Raw genomic sequence first — 16,331 nt, forward strand, 5'->3', positions numbered from 1 at the left:
GGAAAATAGTCCAGGTTTGCGTCCTACCCATAAATGCGTTTATACTAGAATGTCTGCTAGATAAGAAGACACCTAATCATGATAATGAGGACGGCAAAAGGCTGTGACAGGCAAGACCACAATCAACTATCGCCATATGTTTACGAGTTTACTAGAGGCGGTGCCACTGGCAGCGTTTGTTCTTGACCGTGACTTGAAAGTTGTACAGGTCAACGCGGCCGCGCTAAAGTTATGTGGCAAAGAACGACTGGCCCGCCACGAAACGATCAGCCACCTCTTAAATAATGAGGCTATCGCACGCCTGGCACGCGAATGCGTACAGAGCGGTACCACACAGAAGGCCAGTATCGAGCGTACACGGAGTAACGTGACCTGGCATGTAACGGTGGCTCCCCTTGAGCACCAGAGCAAGGCACGCGCAAAATATGAGCCTGGCAGCGAGGCGCACCTGGAAGAACACGTGGCACACACCAGGGCGGAAGAGCCTGAAAGTCTGTATTTTCTCTTAAGTATTGAAGATATGGCGGAGATGCAGCGCTTAGAGAGTATTCAGCGCGAGTTCCTCGCCAATATCTCGCATGAGCTACGCACGCCACTGACTTCAGCGCTTTTACTTACCGAGACGCTTGAGGATGTGATCGAGACCGATTCTCAGCGCTCACTCCAGTTTCTCAATAAGATTGAGACCGAACTCCAATACCTTTCGAGCATGGTCGCGGAGCTCTTAGAGCTATCACGCCTGGAGGCTGGACAGGTGCCCATGAACTTTGAGTTCGTCGAGGCTGAGCAACTGGTGCGCGAGGTCATGGCTCGCATGCTTCCCCTGGCCCAGCGGCACCGCGTGAGTCTGCTGACAGATATTGAGCAGGGAACGACAAAAGTGCACGTGGACAGCAAATTAATCACGCGTGTTCTGTTTAATCTAGTACATAACGCCATCAAGTTTACTCCCTCAGGTGGTAAGATCACAGTGGGTACGACGAGGGTGAAAGGAGAACAGGCGAGACAGAGCTTCTTCGTGCGAGATACCGGTGTGGGGATGCGCGAGGAGGACCTGGCCCGCGTCTTTGAACGTTTCTATAAAGTAGATCGCGCCCGCGCTAAAGCCAACTTTATTGGTCCCGGTGGTGGTGGTGGTGCTGGTCTGGGTCTCGCCATTGCCCGCCAGGTGGTTGAGGCACATGGCGGTAGTATCAAGGCCGAAAGTGCAGTTGAAAAAGGTAGTATTTTTAGCTTTACTCTCCCGATTATACCTGGCTAGTAGCGTACTCAGGCAAGATAGCGTCGGATAATTATCGCTTCACACCTTCTCTGCGTCGTCTTTACTGGTTGGTACGTTTCATAGATAACTATCAATTCTTGTTGTAAGTTTGCGATGTAGCACAAAGAGTATGCATACCACCAGGGAAGGCAGGATGAGGGGCTATGGAGCCAGAATTAGAGGCTCGTCTTAATAGTACGAGTAAGCAGCAAATGGTCCAATTACTTGAGGAACTGCTTCAAAGGCACCCAGAGTTATTAACCGAGATGGCTGCCTTGTTAAGCGGAATAGCGGAGAAGGAAGATAACGATTTGCGGCTCGACGATTGGGATGAGGGGAATATCGAGGAAGTCGTAATTCTTCCTTCCTCGCGTCACCCGGCCGCGCCTCCCATGGACCTGGAGGCGTATCGCCAGCGTGTGGAGCGGTATAGTGAGCGCCTGCGCCAACGTGAGAGCGCTACCGTGATTACCACTGATCTGGAGGAGTTGTTGTTTGAGGCGGAGCAGCGCACACTGCAATATGATTACTATAATGCCCTTGGCATCTATGCGATTGTACTGGATGAACGTCTCAAGGAGCGGAATGCCACTCTGATACGTCTGCTAGATCACTCAATGGATGAAGTCATTCCCGACCTGGCGACCCTATTGAGCGAGGCCAGCAGTAGCCTGGGATATGATAGTAATGTCGCACCCCTCCTGAGCACGGAAGAGCGCCAGCACTGGCTCACCCGCCTGGTGACATTCTGGTTGAAACGCCTGGATAATCGCGAGATTGAGGAAGATCTCTCTGAGATTCTCCTGGATATGATCTGGCAAGAAGACATACCTATACTTGTGGAGATGGTGACAAATGAGTTGCAGCGCCTGCGCAAAGGCAAGTCATCCACCATTGTAGATCTTAACCAGCAGTATCGCCTGCGTGTCCTGGAGCGCTTTTTAAAAGAGTTGCCGTATACGAAACAGGAGTAATGGCACGAGCATAGGATTTTTGGACCTCCGTGCTCCTGATCGAAAAGGTTAGCTAAATAGCCATTTTTTAAGCAATTTTTTACACGATACAGATTGAAACAAAGCGGGATTCTGTGGTAACATCCACTCTAAGTAACTCATCAGGGGATACTCGAAGAGAAGAGAGCATTTACGAGAGACATTTAAACAGGTGGCAAGGGAGAGATGACGTTGTCATGTGCCAGGCTGACCTGGGTTCGTTGAACGTCGAAAAGGCGTCCATGATGCAGGAGGGGTGATGCTGCCTTTCCTTCTACCGGGAATGGCTCCTGGCATCACGTATTGGTGAGGAAGAAAGAGGAACTTTCTATGCGCAAGTTTATTATGGTTATCGATGACTCTGCTACTGTGCGCAAAATCATTGAGACATGTCTGGGGCGCGAGGGCTATCTGGTGCAGGGGTTTCCAGATGGCGTAGAGGCTATGCGCTGGCTCACGTTGCCCGAGGCCCAGATTCCAGACCTGATCTTATTAGATATTGGCCTGCCCAAGATGGATGGATATGAGGTTGCGCGCCGTCTCAAAGCCAGGCCTCAATTTGCGCATACCGTGATTGTGATGCTCTCGCGGCGTGATGGCGTTATTGATCGCCTCAAAGGACGCCTGGCGGGCGCGAAAGATTACATACCCAAGCCCTTTAAGACCCAGGAAATTATCGCGGTAATCGATTCCCATCTTAGGGCACCAGCCTCGTCAGCTTCAAATTAGCGGATCATAAGCGTCCAGGATCAACCGATGAAGAAGGGATGCACAGGGCGAAAATGAACGAGTCATTTAATCAGGGAATGCCCATGCGACCGGAGGCAGCAGTGGATGGTGAGCATCAGCCACTTATCCTTCCGCCTCATACCCTGGAGCAGTTGAGTGATGATGAGTTCTGGTCGTTGGCTCACTCAATGGCTGAGACGTTCGCCACGCCTGCTACAGGTTTACATGAGCAATACCTTGAATGCCATTTGCGTCAGGGGCGCTGCATTTTGCCACTGGAGATGCTGCTCGAGGTGATCTCATCTCCCTATCACTTCTCCATTTTTCCTACCTCTCCTCCCTGGATGCTTGGCGTACGTGCCTGGCGTGAGGAAATTCTTCCTATTGTGGACCTTGAGGCATATCTCACACAGTCTGTCGCTGACCGTGAAGCCGCCTCTCGAGGCGTGGGTCTGCTCCTCATCGCGGGTCACGAGGGAGTTGTCCTGGGCCTTTATGTGATGGATGCGATCCCCATTCACCTCCCGCAGGAGACATTCCAGGCCTTAAATTCTCCTGCCTCACCCTCGTTCCACTTGCCTAATGGCGTGATAAAGGGTAAAGTAGAGCCAGAAACGCCGCTACTTGATAGTGACCTTCTCTTTCAGCATATTATTCAATCGCTAACCATGTAGGGTCCATGCTGGCATGGACTCCGAGCGAAGCGATCTTGCCAGCGGCTGAGTTTCAGCTTGTGGGCGCAAGAGTCCATGCCAGCATGGACCCTACACCCATTTTTTAGCAAACCCACTATTTTGCTGTCTATAGTGGCTCTCTTTATAAGAAGTAGCATGAAAACATCCAACTATGGAGAACGACAAGCACCCCTTGCCCTGGCAAGATGAAGATATCGAGAACTCCTTCGATTTTGCTCACGAGCAGGAACTTACGCCTGAGGACCTGGCTATTATTAAGGCCTTTGAGGAGATGGATGACTCGCCCTGGCAGCAGGATAGCGAGCCAGGGTTGTTTACGCTTCCCACGCTCTCCTCTCCTATTGAAGACACCCTCGATGATATGCTCGTTATCTTTGTGGATGAAGTCGAGGAAGATATCGCGCGTATACGCCGGGCACTGAACCAATTGGAGCAGCAGGATGGCACCTCTATCGATAGCGCCCGCCTGGTAACGGTCAAGCGAGCCGCTCACAAGATTCGCGGTTCGGCGGGTATGGTTGAATGCAGCAATCTCTCAACTATCGCACACTATCTGGAAGAGATCAGCGAATATGTGCTGGCCGGGCGCGTCGAGCCATTTCTGTCTTTGAACGCCCTGGTTCGTGGAGCACATGCACTCGAAGTCACGCTTGAGGGCTTTATCCAGCAAGGGAATGAGAGCACGCAGCCACGCGAGGAACTTGAGGCTCTATTAAACGAACTCCATCTGCTTCCCGCCGAGCGTGAGGAGGAAGAGTTTGAAGAGAGTGACCAGGTTACGTTGGCACGCGAGCTGATGCGCCAGGTAAAGCCCATGGCCCCGTATGAAATGAAAGGGAACCTTCCTTCAGGTGCAATCGCTGAGGAACTGACCTCTGCGTCCTCTTCCTCGATGCGGGTTGAGCAGCGGCGCTTTGACCAGTTGCTACAACATTCCGAGAGCCTGATTGGGCAACGGATGCCGCTGGAACAGGCGCAGCGCCAGGTTGAGGGCGCTATGCAGGAACTCCAGGCCGCACAGATACGCCTGCAACAACTTGAACCGCTCCTGGCCAATGCTCTCTTGCCAGAGAAAGAGGCCCCTGCCACCGGTGAGTTTCTCTCTTCTTCGTCGCTTATTCGCCGCATCCTGCAAGAGAAGCAGAGTGTAAAAGAACATTCGATTGTTCCCCAGCGCCCTAAATATATCCAGCCCATACTACGCCAATTTAAGCAACCCGGCCTCACCAGCCAGTGGCGTTTAGATGAGCTGAACATGGAACGCTATGACGAAAAAGATATGCTTCTACGCTCTTTTCGCGAGGCGGTGGCCGATGTTTCAGTGGCCTCCACACATGTCCAGAACTCGGTCGAACGCTATAACCAGGTCATTGCCGATTGCCTGAACCAGGTCATCAACGTGCGTAATGACCTGCGCCTCATGCGCCTGACGCCACTGAGTGTTATCATGCCTCGCCTGGGTGAAGCCCTCCAATGGTTTACCAGCGCCCAGGTGCAGTTTGAGGTGAAGGGTGAGACGCTTGAGGTCGATCAGGAGGTGCTAACAGTACTCACTGAGCCGCTGGTCTACCTACTACAAACCTGTGTGCGCGAGGTACTGGCGGAGAGCGAAGAGGCCGGGACCAGGCGCGAGGGGGAAAAGTATCGTGTCTGGCTCCACGCCTCCCAGGAGGGAAGCGAGATGGAGCTTGAGATTGGTTTCTCTACGGCCCTGCCCGGTGGCGTGCTAACGCTCATCCACGAGCCAGTGCAGCGGCTCAATGGCAAAGTTACCCTTGAGCGTAACGCCCAGGGAGGCGTGAGCTTCCATCTCTATCTTCCAACCTCGCGTGGCTCTACCCATTGCCTCCTGCTACGTTGTGGCGGTGAGAAAGTTGTCGTGCCTTTCTCCCAGGTGCAGCGCCTCGGCGATAGTACTCGTGAGCAGCTAGATCTGCGTTTCAATTTGAATGACCTACTGGATATGTCGCTGTCGTCTGCTCCCGAGACGGGCTCGGCGCCACTGGTAAGTGGACAGACGCTGCTGGTGTTGCCGCGCTGGGGGACGCATCGCGAGGTTGGCATCGCCGTCGACGAGGTGATAGGCGAGGCCGAATTCGTCATTAAACCGCTTCCAGCGCACCTGCGCCGCCCTGGCCTGGCAGGTACCGCCATCGATGGGCATGAGCATGTGTTACTGGTCCTGGAACTGCCAGAGCTAATTAAGACCTATACCACACACCAGCATGAGTTGAAGGAGCACGAGGAGAGTCCATACGTGCCGCAAAGAGCACATTCCGGCCAGGCTCAGGCCCCACGTATTCTGATCGCGGACGACTCGGTCTCGATGCGCCTCTCCTTGCGCCAGACCCTGACCCATGCCCATTATAATGTCATGGAAGCCAGTGATGGCCTGGAGGCCCTTGAACTCTTACAGGTTCATGTTCCAGACGTGTTGCTGCTCGACATTGAGATGCCCAATCTCAATGGCTATGATCTGCTGAATTTGATGCGCCTGCGCCCTGAGCTATCAACCGTCAAGACGATCATGCTGACTTCGCGTTCCTCTGAGAAACACATGAAGCATGCTATGGAACTGGGCGCCTTCGGCTACCTCACTAAGCCCTGCCCCCTGGAACTGCTGCTTGAGAAGGTGCAGCAAGCCCTCAAGAAGTCGGTAGGAACCCCCACGATGAATCAGGAGGCTAGCGCGTCCGAAGGCGATTAATCACACTTCCGCGTTAGCCAAAAAATGTTCCATGATGTCATTTTGACTGCGAAAAGACGAAAAAGGAGTGGGCAAGTGACAACAATATCGCAACCATTGGTGAGCAATGGGTATACGCTCTCAACTGTTCCCGAGCGCCTGGGTTGGCTGACGCCGACTGATCCACACCTTCCGCTGAAAAAGCTGCACGCGATCTATGCAGAGCAGGGGTATATCTGGTTCAAGGGCATTCTCGATCGTGCGGAGATCCTAGCCTTCCGCCGTCACTATTTTACCCAGTTTCAGACCTGTGGTTTGCTTGCTAAGGGCAGCGATCCCGTGGAGGGGCTCTATAGTGGTGGCCCAGTGGATCGTGCGTGTGTGAGCCAGCTTTTCAATGAGGCGGTACGCTGGCCCGAGTATGAAGCGTTGTGCAAGACACCGCGCCTCTGGCAGTTTTACACCTCTTTCCTGGAGGCGGAGCCGCATCTCTTGCAGCGACGCCTGATTCGCCATAACGTTCCCGGAGAAAAGAACTGTACCGCCGCCCACTATGACCTTATTTATCTGCGTGCAGGCACTAACCGGCTCTGTAGTAGTTGGATACCGCTAGGCGATTGCCCGCCACAGATGGGAGGACTGGTCTACCTGGAGGGTTCCGACGCGCTTGGACGCAAGATGGAGGCCGAGTTTAGCGCGAAAAATGCCGAACTGCCTTTTGCAGAGCGCATCAGCGCCTATAACAAGAACATGCGCAAGGGGGGATGGATCAGCGCCAATTTGCCTGAAATGGCTGAGAAATTTAATACGCGCTGGCTGGCCGCCAACTATGAGGCTGGCGATATGGTGATGCATAGTCCCTATATGCTCCACGCGGCAACTGTGAACAACGATGCTCATGGACGTATCCGCCTCTCTACAGATATCCGCTTCCAGCGTCTCCAAGACCAGGTTGATCCCCGCTGGAACAACGACTGGTCAAATACAGACGGCCTCTAATCCTTCGCGCCTGCGGCGCTCAGGGGTAAGGTGTGTGTGGAAAACGACAGAGCCGTTTTCCACACACACCTTACCCCTGGCGGGCGTAGCGAGCCGAGGCAAGGCCTGGTAGGCGCGAGGGAGAGGACTTCCTTGATTTCTACCTGTACCAAAGGTATAATTAACGGAAAGTCTTATCGGTAGTTACTATGTATGGAGATGTCTCTTGAGTAATCATTCTTCCTCCCACTATAGCAGTGGGGCGGCGAGCAATGGCCACAGCTTTCGCCGTGAGCGTACCGGGCATCTCACCGGGCAGCTCCAATCTCCCGCGTCGCTGACGCCGGAGAAGGGATACTATAGTGGCCAGTCATTTGATTTTGATCAGATGATTCAGTCTCTCCACGAGCTGTTTGAGCATGATCGCCAGATTGCCAGCCAGTCCGATGCGACGCGTTGCGGCATCTGCTATCTTCATTTTTCCGTGGGTGAACTCCTTTACCGCGAAGAAGGTTTTTATGTCTGCCAGAATTGCGCACAGGGGCTGGGTAAGCATGGTCTGCCTATGGTACGCAAACAGCAGAAGCTATAAATTAAACTGTTGGATAAAAGATATGAGGTTGGCTGAACTGCCGCAGGCAGTTCAGCCAACCTCATATCTTTTATCCAATGAACTCTTTATTCGATAATGGCGGCTTCTTCGGCCTCTTCATACTCCTCTGGCTGGACTTCGAGGAGGTCATCCGGGCTATCCAGGCGGTCCAGGAAGAGAATGCCATCCAGGTGGTCGATCTCATGCTGGAGGATGCGCGCGAACCAGCCCTCGGCATTGACGCGAACGGGCTTGCCTTTAACGTCAACACCTTTGACGACGATTTTTGCCGCGCGACGAATGTTGTTTCCTACGTAGCCAGGGATGCTCAAGCACCCTTCCTGGCCTCGCTCCTCGCCCTCGGCCTTAACAATCTCGGGATTGAAGATTGCTACTCTGCGGCCCTCGTACTCAGCGACGAAGACGCGGATCGAGAGCGCGATCTGGGGGGCTGCTAATCCAACCCCGTTGCTCGCGTGCATCGTCTCAAACATATCATCGACGAGCTTCTGGAGCGAGGCATCGAAGCGATGCACCTTCTTGGCCTTCTGGCGCAAAATTGGATTTTCAGATGTAATAATTTGACGCATAGCCATTGGATATTCTCATCCCCTGCACTGCAACTAATGCACTCCGGGCAGAGGGCCCCCCTTGTGAGTAACCATACACTGCCACTATAATTGGCCTATATAGTATCATATGAAAGGTCGCAGGCGCAATCTTTATGTCAGCACAGGAGAGATCAGAGGCGCGAGTCGCATCTATGAGAGATGCGCTGGCCGCGTTTATCGACCAGCAACGGCTTCTACCAGCCTCGGGCGGCAGGTTAGTTGTCGCGGTCTCAGGCGGGGCCGACTCGCTCTGCCTGCTCCACCTCTTGCGGAGCCTGTGTGGACCAGGCAAGCGTTATCCCACCCTCCAACTGCATGTTGCGCACCTCAATCATCGTCTCCGTGAGCCAGTGAGCAGCCAGGACGCTGCGGCAGTGGCCGAGCTGGCGCGTGCCTGGGGGTTGCCTGTAACCCTCGGTGAAGAGGATGTCCAGGCTCTTGCAAAGCGTGAGCACCTCTCGCTGGAGGAGGCGGCGCGCGAGGCGCGTTATCGCTTCCTACGCCGGGTCGCGGCTGGCGATCCTATCGCGGTGGCTCACCACCAGGACGACCAGGTGGAGACGCTCGCGCTCCACTGGATACGCGGCGGCGGCATCGCCAGCGTGAGCGGTTTGCAGCCGCGCCAGCAGGATATTATTCGCCCCTTGCTCATCTTCACACGCGCGGATACATTGGCCTACTGCTCTCAGCATGGCCTGACTCCCCTCGAAGATGCCAGCAATGCCGATCTTCGCTACCAGCGCAACCGCATTCGCCATGAACTTCTCCCCCTCTTAGAGCAGCTTAATCCCAATATTTGTGCCACGCTCCTGCGCAGCTCAGAGGTCATGCAGGTAGATGCGGCCTGGATTGAGGCCCAGGTCGATCAGCACTGGTCAGCCGTCGTCTCGTATGAAGAGACTGAGACTATCGCTCTGCGCCGCTCCGCGCTACTGACCTTACCCTTAAGCCTGCAACGCCACCTCTGGCGCCGGGCCAGTGCCAGCTTATGCGCGGGCCAGTCGCCGCTCGAACTACGCCACTATACCCTGATCGAGCAGGCTCTAAGCCAGGAGACAGGCGAGGCACTCACGCTCCACCTGCCGGGTCAGCTACATTTCTGGCGCCAGGGTGAGCAGGTGCTGCTCAAGCGTGTGACAGAAGAGCAACAGTCGCCCCAGATCGTTCAGAATAACGACGAGCTTATCTTGCCAGTGCCGGGCGAGGTGGCAGTGCCCGGTACTCCATGGCTGGTACGCGCTGAATTTGTGGCCGAGGAAGAAGAGGCCGAGATACTGGAGAGCTTGCGTACGAAAGACATGACCCAAACCTGGCACAAACTTGCATCCAACAGATATTCTGTATATATTGATCGAATACATCTCGACTCAGTTCTCCGTGTGCGTACCAGGAGGGCGGGAGACCGTATTCGCCCCCTGGGGATGGCGCATAGCAAAAAGGTGCAGGATATATGCGTAGACCAGCATATCCCGCGCCAGGAGCGTGATCACATTCCGCTTATCTTCTCGCGTGCGCAATGTATCTGGCTAGGAGGAGTATGTATCGATGACCGTGTCCGCCTGACAGGCGAGACCCGTCACCTGCTCCACCTCACCATGCAGCGACGCAACGATGTGTAATAAAAATTTATTAAACGAGGAAAACAAATGCATCAAGATATTTCTGAGGTTCTTTACTCAGAAGCACAAATTCAGGCCAAGGTTCAGGAGCTTGGTCAGCAGATTACCACTGATTACCAGGGCAAACACTTGCTGCTCCTGGGTACATTGAAGGGCGCAGTTCCTTTCATTGCCGACCTGGCCCGCGCCATTGAGCTTCCCCTGGAACTCGATTACATGGCGGTTGCCAGCTACGGCAATAGCACCCACTCCAGCGGCGTGGTCCGCATCCTCAAGGACCTGGAAGGACCTATCGATAATAAGCATATCCTCATCATCGAGGATATCATCGACAGTGGCCTCACCCTGGCCTACCTCGTAGATGTCATTCGCCGCCGCAATCCCTTGAGTCTGCGCATCTGCACCTTACTCTATAAGGAACGCACACGCCTAAAAGAGGTCCCAGTCGATTATACTGGCTTTACTATTCCCGATAAATTTGTTGTAGGTTATGGCCTGGACTACTCCCAGTACTACCGCAACCTGCCCTATATTGGCATCCTCAGGCCCTCCGTCTATGAGGGAACGGAGCCTGAAGAGCAGCACTCCAGTCCCGCCGAAACTCAGGCAATTTAAAAAATATGGATAAGGGGTGTCTGGTGGAGGTCGGGCTCTGCCCGACCTCCACCAGACACCCCTTATCCATGTCTACTGCCCTCCCTCTATCAAGGCGTTCTATGCTACAATGGGCCTGGACATATAGCTAGCTAACAGACAACTTGATAGAGGAGACGAAGACGACATGGTAGCAGTAGGTGTAATCGGAAGTGGTGCCTGGGGCACAACCCTGGCTTTGCTGCTGGCAAGGAAGGGAATTGCCACCACGCTCTGGGACCATCAGGCCGTGCGTGCGCAAGAGATGCAGTCGCAACGCGAGAACAAAATGTTCCTACCAGGAATCACTTTCCCGGAGGCGCTGTGTGTCACTGCCGAGATTGGCGAGGCTGTGCGTGAGAAAGAGCTGTTGATCCTGGTCACGCCCTCGCAGCGCATGCGCGAAAACCTGCGCCTTGTCGCGCCCCACCTTTCTCCCCAGACCCTGCTCGTCAGTGCCAGTAAGGGCGTCGAGATTGAGAGCCTCAAGCGTATGAGCGAGGTGATCGCAGAGGAACTGCCTGCATCAGCCGGACGCATCGCCGTCTTGAGCGGCCCCAACCTCTCTCCCGAGGTCGCACGCGAGAAGCCTACCGCCGCCGTCATTGCCAGCCAGAGCACCGAGGTCGCCATCGCCTGCCGCGACCTGCTGACCACGCGCCACCTGCGTATCTATACCTCAGATGACGTGGTGGGTGTTGAGCTAGGAGGCGCCTTGAAGAATATTATCGCCATCGGCGCGGGCATGACCGAGGGGCTTGAGTATGGGGATAACGCTAAGGGGGCCTTTATCACACGTGGCGTTGCGGAAATCGCGCGCCTGGGTATCGCCGCAGGCGCTAACCCCTTGACTTTCGTGGGCCTGGCTGGCATCGGCGACCTGATCGCGACCTGCGCCAGCCCTCTCAGCCGCAACCAGCGTTTGGGACGCCGCCTGGCGGCTGGCGAGAAGTTGGAAGATATTCTGGCCTCGACCCATTCAGTCGCCGAAGGTATCTATATTACGCGGGCTGCTCTCAAGCTGGCCGAGCGCTTCCACGTTGATATGCCCCTGACCACCAAACTCAGCCAGATTCTCTTCCAGGGCCTCGATCCCCACAAGGCTGTGCTTGAGCTGATGATGCGCGACCCCAAGGACGAGCGCGAAGGGATTATGTGAGAGAAAAAGAGCAGAGCCCCGGCAGCCGCAGGCTGCCGGGGCTCTGCTCTTTTTCTCTCAGGACAGAGGGTTATTTATTACGCTACCCAGATCAAAAGGTTGACCGCGGTATTGGTGTTCCCATCCTGGTCTTCGACTTGTATAGTTTCAAAGCTGCTGAGGTATTTACTATCCGGCGACCAGGCTACACCATAAATGGAGTGCTTACTGGAGAAGGTGTAGAGCAGTTTCCCACTTTGCGCGCTCCAGAGCGTGGTTACCATTTTTTGGTCAGAGCCGCTCTGCGTCTCCACAGCGATACGACTACCATCTGGCGACCAGTGGACCCCGAGAATAATCCCTGCTCCTGCTTGTGCGAATTGTTTTGTTGTTTGCCCACTTAATGCATCGACAATGCGCACGTCTTTCCCACTCTCATTCTGAGCATCGACTAGCGCTAACTGTTTTCCTTTGGGCGACCACTCAAGGCTGGCGACATTGGCATACTGCTTTGCGACCTGCCATGTTTTGGTATTCCAGAGTTTGACTTCCGGCGAGATTGTGGAATCACGCATCGCTGGATTAGCGGCGGTCGCGAGATAGTTGCCATCGGGTGACCAGTGGAGGTCCACAATGTTTCCGTGGAAATCCGTGAGTTTCTTTACCTGTGAACCGTCGTTGGCGTTCCAGATTGTAACCAGGTTGGTTGCAGGTTGAATCAGCGCGGAGGCAGCCAGGTACTTGCTATTTGGTGACCAGGTAACAGCACCAAACATCGTTCCGCCGCCAGAAAACTGTCCCATGTTGCTCAGCGGCTTAAAAGTGCGCGTCGTGCCGGTGACACTCAAGGGCGAGGTACCAGTGTTGTTAAGCGCGACCGATTGTAAGTCAATAGTGCGCAACAAGCTTCCCGTTTTGGCATTGACGAGATCAATCTTTGCAGAGGTATCGGAATAACTATTGACGGCCAGGATATTTCCATCCGGCGACCAGCTGATATTCAATACATTGGGACCCAGCGTGAGATGATAAACCTGGACATGCTGACCTGTGCGTGCATCCCAACTTTCCAATTGCCCATTGATGACTGTGGCGACCCGACTACCATCGGGTGACCAGATCACCGCTGTACCGTTACCATCAAGCTCTTTCTTATAAATGACCTGCCCCTCATGCTCTGCCGGCTTTGCTGTGGCCGTGTTAGAGCTGGCGGTTGTCGTACTCTGCTGTTTCTGGCGGGCGGCGTTCAGGACGAGTATCATACTGCCGACCAGAATTGTGAGCACCAGGACAGCTGCGAGTGTCGTCAGCACACGTCGTATGGGCTGGGGATGCTCGGTCGCGCGAGCTTGCTTCTTTATATCAGGCATGGCAACGAACCTTCCTTGTTCTTGTTGTTGAACGCGTTGACCACTAAAGGGGATAATTTTAGTTTGTTGTTGCGTCAGGTTTTCGTTCTCCAGAAACTTTCCCAGGACACGCTGAAGTGAGTATGCATCCTCACCTTCGTGATTGAGCAAGTCATGGAGATCGGAGGCCAGCCGCTTATCCCGCGATGATGTTCCACGTGCCTGTAGAAGCGTGTCGACCTGTTCGTCGACTTGCTCAGGGGTGTAGAAATCTTCGTGCCTGGACATCACTTCTCACCTTCTTCTCTATACAATGTGCGCAACTGATTCAGGGTACGCGAGATGATGGCCCTCACAGCGGCTTCACTCTTTCCCACCAGAGTGGCGATTTGTGGACTGCGCATCTCCTTGTTGAAGCGCAGACTGAGAATCTTCCTCTGGAGAGGTGGCAATTTCTGGAGCATAGCGTGCAATTGAGTGTATTCCTCCAGGCGCAGTAGCTCCTGTTCTGGCGCCTGCTCGTCATCGACGAACAGATCATCTTGCAGCAACTCTATCGACGAGGATGGACGACGTAGATTACGCCGATAGGCATCCACCAATTTATTGCGCGCTATTTTCCAGATCAACTGCCTTTGCTGGCTTTGTGGCAATAAGCCAAGGCGTTTTTGCTCAATAACGGCGGTAAAGACCTCCAGAAGAATGTCTTCGGCATCCTCGCGCGAGGATGTTTGCCGGCGCAAAAAAGCAAAAATAGCGGGTGCATGACAGTGAAACAGCTCCTCTGCCACGGATTTGCTGGTTTCACCATCTCTTTCAACATGTTGTTGCATTCTTAACCTTCAGGCTATTAGTGTTTCCCTTAAGAGTTTCACTCCTACTATCGCTTTCTCTTTTGCGACTGTGACAACATTCTGTTCTATTTTCAAAATAGGTTGTGAAAGGTGCGCCGCGTCACCATCTCCTTACACATCCATAGAAAGAAGTATGTAGATGCTGATAGCATAAATCGGCCTGAGAGGCCAGCCTACCCATAATTTGTAGGAAGTATCCCTAAACATTGTGCGCTTTGCAATTCTTTTTTCTCGGGGTATACTTTATGGCGTATCAATCATCTCTCACCTGTTGTGCGTAGCAAGTGGGCGGTAACGAGTAGGAAGTGGTTGTCAACATTTTGAAGGAGTGAGTATATGGTGGATGAAGCAGGGGCGGTGTGGATACCTTCTCCTAACTACTTCGCGAACCGCAACGGCTATACCCCTAAGTGGATTATCGTGCATGGTACTGCGGGCTTTAGTAGTGCTCGCGATGTGGGTACCTACTTCCAGACGGCCGATGTCAGCGCGAACTATGTCATAGGCCAGGATGGCACCATCGTCCAGTGCGTCTCCGAGAAGGATGGAGCCTGGGGCAATGGCGTAATCAGTACCGGGCATGATTCCTGGTGGACCTCAAGTGTTAACCCCAACTGGGTAACGATCTCCATTGAGCATGTCAAACCGCATACCGACAATTCAGATACCATCACCGATGCACAGAAGGCGGCAAGCTTCCGCCTGATCAGCCACATCTGTGATCGACATAAAATTCCCCGGCGACGCGCCGATGGTAATGGCGGCATTACAGGCCATTATTCAATTGATCCCGTGAACCGTAGCCGCTGCCCCGGCCCCTATCCCTGGGATGAATTGATCTCCTATCTGGGAAGTGGTGGCTCCAACAGCGGTGGCAGCAGTGGTGGCAGTGGAGGAAGTACAGGCAATGGTGCCATGATCGACCTGAATGATGAAATCGTTGCGCGCTACTTTGAGCAGGCCGGCACCGGTCGCTGGCATTGCAAGGCTACGAACTACTACATCTTTGGTGGTATGCTTAACTTCTACTGTAGCTTTGGCGGGACAGGCAAGAATGGCCTAACATACCTGGGCATGCCTCTGATGAACGAATACTATCCCGATCCTAATGCTCAGTTCTCCTACCAGCGCTTTGAGCGTGGTATTCTGGCCTATGATCCCAACCATAGTTTTGATCGTCCCCCTGGCGCGGGGACAATCTACCTGATGCATATTGATCAACCTCTGCCCCAGGGAACAGGTCTGGCCCCTGGTCAGGGACAGGCCACCCCGACGCCTCCAGCGCAGAGCCAGAACGTTCCACAGACTCCTCAGGTGCCCGCGGATACAAACAATACACCCCTTCCGCAGGATCAAAGTTATAATCAACCAGATCCAGCGAGCCAGGTGCCTGCGGATACCGATACCTATAATGCGCCATACCAGTACTATCCACAGGGCCAGGGTTATGGTCAGCCAGATCCGGCGAGCCAGGTACCTGCAAACACCGATACCTATAATGCTCCGTATCAACCCTACTCACAGGATCAAGGCTACTACCAGCCAGGCCCAGCGAGTCAGGTACCCAACCAACCTGGATATGACCAGTCTACTTATGGCCAGCCCAACAATAACCAGCCTAACTCCGATCCATTTGGGAATGCCTTCCCCTCTCTGGAAGCGCCCCCCAAATCTTCGCTGGGTATATTGCTGGACGGAGTGGTCAAAAACAGCGGCTTTACCGACTTGATGAAGCGAATCCTGTCACGCCGCTCCAACTCGTAGAGCACTTCCCAGATACCCTACTCACTTTCTGAAAGCCAGGCGATGGTGCTCCGCCTGGCTTTCCCTTTTCTATCGCTTCTTTTGGACATTTGTTTTCGCGCCTGCGGTGCTCTGGGTAAGAGGGATTGGATGTGCTACGCGGGCAATCCGCCCGCGTAGCACATCCAATCCCTCTTACCCAGAGGCGAGCCTGCGAGCCGATCTGCAAGAGCATGAATGACGTTTGTGAAGCTCTGCCTCTCGCTCCAGGTAATTTGCTAGACTCTGGCCCTTAGTGTTACAATGAATTTGTCCCACCAGATGAGGTCGCTTATAGTCATTATCTTTGTCTCCGAACACCCTGAGCGCGAAGTGCTAGGCACGCTAGTGGCGCTGCGCCCCCGAATGGGGGTTGGGTTTCGGAATAAGATCTATGGCATGGATGGGATAC

The 16,331-nt window shown here is 54.0% G+C and carries 14 protein-coding genes; 11 read left to right on the forward strand and 3 right to left on the reverse strand.

What is annotated here, in order from left to right:
* The first annotated feature begins 103 nt into the window (after positions 1-103).
* The 7 genes from KTE_RS13395 (at position 104) to KTE_RS13425 (ending at position 7,933) form a co-directional block, all read left to right on the forward strand.
* A complete protein-coding gene (locus KTE_RS13395; RefSeq protein ID WP_201381652.1) occupies positions 104-1,261 on the forward strand; it encodes a cell wall metabolism sensor histidine kinase WalK in 1,158 nt (385 codons plus the stop codon).
* 164 nt (positions 1,262-1,425) lie between these two features.
* A complete protein-coding gene (locus KTE_RS13400) occupies positions 1,426-2,235 on the forward strand; it encodes a hypothetical protein (RefSeq protein ID WP_201381654.1) in 810 nt (269 codons plus the stop codon).
* 348 nt (positions 2,236-2,583) lie between these two features.
* The gene (locus KTE_RS13405) at positions 2,584-2,982 is read left to right on the forward strand and encodes a response regulator transcription factor (protein WP_007913149.1); all 399 of its coding nucleotides are present in this window, start codon (positions 2,584-2,586) and stop codon (positions 2,980-2,982) included.
* A 53-nt stretch (positions 2,983-3,035) separates the two neighbouring features.
* Complete coding sequence (locus KTE_RS13410) at positions 3,036-3,656, forward strand: chemotaxis protein CheW (RefSeq protein ID WP_201381656.1); 621 nt, start codon at positions 3,036-3,038, stop codon at positions 3,654-3,656.
* Between the two features lie 172 nt (positions 3,657-3,828).
* Positions 3,829-6,384 (forward strand): response regulator, encoded by a 2,556-nt coding sequence (locus KTE_RS13415; protein ID WP_201381658.1) that lies wholly within the window; start codon positions 3,829-3,831, stop codon positions 6,382-6,384.
* 75 nt (positions 6,385-6,459) lie between these two features.
* A complete protein-coding gene (locus KTE_RS13420; RefSeq protein ID WP_201381660.1) occupies positions 6,460-7,362 on the forward strand; it encodes a phytanoyl-CoA dioxygenase family protein in 903 nt (300 codons plus the stop codon).
* 205 nt (positions 7,363-7,567) lie between these two features.
* The gene (locus KTE_RS13425) at positions 7,568-7,933 is read left to right on the forward strand and encodes a hypothetical protein (protein ID WP_201381662.1); all 366 of its coding nucleotides are present in this window, start codon (positions 7,568-7,570) and stop codon (positions 7,931-7,933) included.
* 86 nt (positions 7,934-8,019) lie between these two features.
* On the opposite strand, the gene def is transcribed toward KTE_RS13425, so the two are convergent.
* The gene (gene def, locus KTE_RS13430; protein ID WP_201381664.1) at positions 8,020-8,529 is read right to left on the reverse strand and encodes a peptide deformylase; all 510 of its coding nucleotides are present in this window, start codon (positions 8,527-8,529) and stop codon (positions 8,020-8,022) included.
* Between the two features lie 128 nt (positions 8,530-8,657).
* Between def and tilS the strand changes: the two genes are divergently transcribed.
* From tilS to KTE_RS13445, 3 genes are all read left to right on the forward strand, one after another.
* Entirely contained in the window at positions 8,658-10,163 is a 1,506-nt protein-coding gene (gene tilS, locus KTE_RS13435) for a tRNA lysidine(34) synthetase TilS (RefSeq protein WP_201381666.1), read from the forward strand.
* A 27-nt stretch (positions 10,164-10,190) separates the two neighbouring features.
* Complete coding sequence (gene hpt, locus KTE_RS13440; RefSeq protein WP_201381668.1) at positions 10,191-10,778, forward strand: hypoxanthine phosphoribosyltransferase; 588 nt, start codon at positions 10,191-10,193, stop codon at positions 10,776-10,778.
* A gap of 166 nt (positions 10,779-10,944) precedes the next feature.
* Entirely contained in the window at positions 10,945-11,955 is a 1,011-nt protein-coding gene (locus KTE_RS13445; protein ID WP_201381670.1) for an NAD(P)H-dependent glycerol-3-phosphate dehydrogenase, read from the forward strand.
* Between the two features lie 77 nt (positions 11,956-12,032).
* On the opposite strand, the gene KTE_RS13450 is transcribed toward KTE_RS13445, so the two are convergent.
* Both KTE_RS13450 and KTE_RS13455 read right to left on the reverse strand, forming a co-directional pair.
* Positions 12,033-13,571, reverse strand: coding sequence for a WD40 repeat domain-containing protein (locus KTE_RS13450; RefSeq protein ID WP_201381672.1), 1,539 nt, complete (start codon positions 13,569-13,571; stop codon positions 12,033-12,035).
* The gene (locus tag KTE_RS13455; protein ID WP_201381674.1) at positions 13,571-14,116 is read right to left on the reverse strand and encodes an RNA polymerase sigma factor; all 546 of its coding nucleotides are present in this window, start codon (positions 14,114-14,116) and stop codon (positions 13,571-13,573) included. Before KTE_RS13455 ends, KTE_RS13450 begins: the two co-directional genes overlap by 1 nt.
* A 357-nt stretch (positions 14,117-14,473) precedes the next feature.
* Here KTE_RS13455 and KTE_RS13460 point away from each other — a divergent pair, with 357 nt between their 5' ends.
* On the forward strand, positions 14,474-15,901 hold the full coding sequence (locus KTE_RS13460) for an N-acetylmuramoyl-L-alanine amidase (protein ID WP_201381676.1): 1,428 nt from the start codon (positions 14,474-14,476) through the stop codon (positions 15,899-15,901).
* Positions 15,902-16,331 lie beyond the last annotated feature (430 nt).

Origin of the sequence: Ktedonobacter sp. SOSP1-85 (assembly GCF_016587415.1) — a bacterium.
In the GTDB taxonomy this organism is placed as follows: Bacteria; Chloroflexota; Ktedonobacteria; order Ktedonobacterales; family Ktedonobacteraceae; genus Ktedonobacter.

Excerpts from the sequence above, each read along its gene's own strand:
- KTE_RS13400 (WP_201381654.1), top strand. The coding sequence starts at position 1,426 with ATGGAGCCAGAATTAGAGGCTCGTCTTAATAGTACGAGTAAGCAGCAA.
- KTE_RS13405 (WP_007913149.1), top strand. The coding sequence starts at position 2,584 with ATGCGCAAGTTTATTATGGTTATCGATGACTCTGCTACTGTGCGCAAA.
- KTE_RS13410 (WP_201381656.1), top strand. The coding sequence starts at position 3,036 with ATGAACGAGTCATTTAATCAGGGAATGCCCATGCGACCGGAGGCAGCA.
- KTE_RS13415 (WP_201381658.1), top strand. The coding sequence starts at position 3,829 with ATGGAGAACGACAAGCACCCCTTGCCCTGGCAAGATGAAGATATCGAG.
- def (WP_201381664.1), bottom strand. The coding sequence starts at position 8,529 with ATGGCTATGCGTCAAATTATTACATCTGAAAATCCAATTTTGCGCCAG.
- tilS (WP_201381666.1), top strand. The coding sequence starts at position 8,658 with ATGTCAGCACAGGAGAGATCAGAGGCGCGAGTCGCATCTATGAGAGAT.
- hpt (WP_201381668.1), top strand. The coding sequence starts at position 10,191 with ATGCATCAAGATATTTCTGAGGTTCTTTACTCAGAAGCACAAATTCAG.
- KTE_RS13445 (WP_201381670.1), top strand. The coding sequence starts at position 10,945 with ATGGTAGCAGTAGGTGTAATCGGAAGTGGTGCCTGGGGCACAACCCTG.
- KTE_RS13450 (WP_201381672.1), bottom strand. The coding sequence starts at position 13,571 with ATGTCCAGGCACGAAGATTTCTACACCCCTGAGCAAGTCGACGAACAG.
- KTE_RS13455 (WP_201381674.1), bottom strand. The coding sequence starts at position 14,116 with ATGCAACAACATGTTGAAAGAGATGGTGAAACCAGCAAATCCGTGGCA.
- KTE_RS13460 (WP_201381676.1), top strand. The coding sequence starts at position 14,474 with ATGGTGGATGAAGCAGGGGCGGTGTGGATACCTTCTCCTAACTACTTC.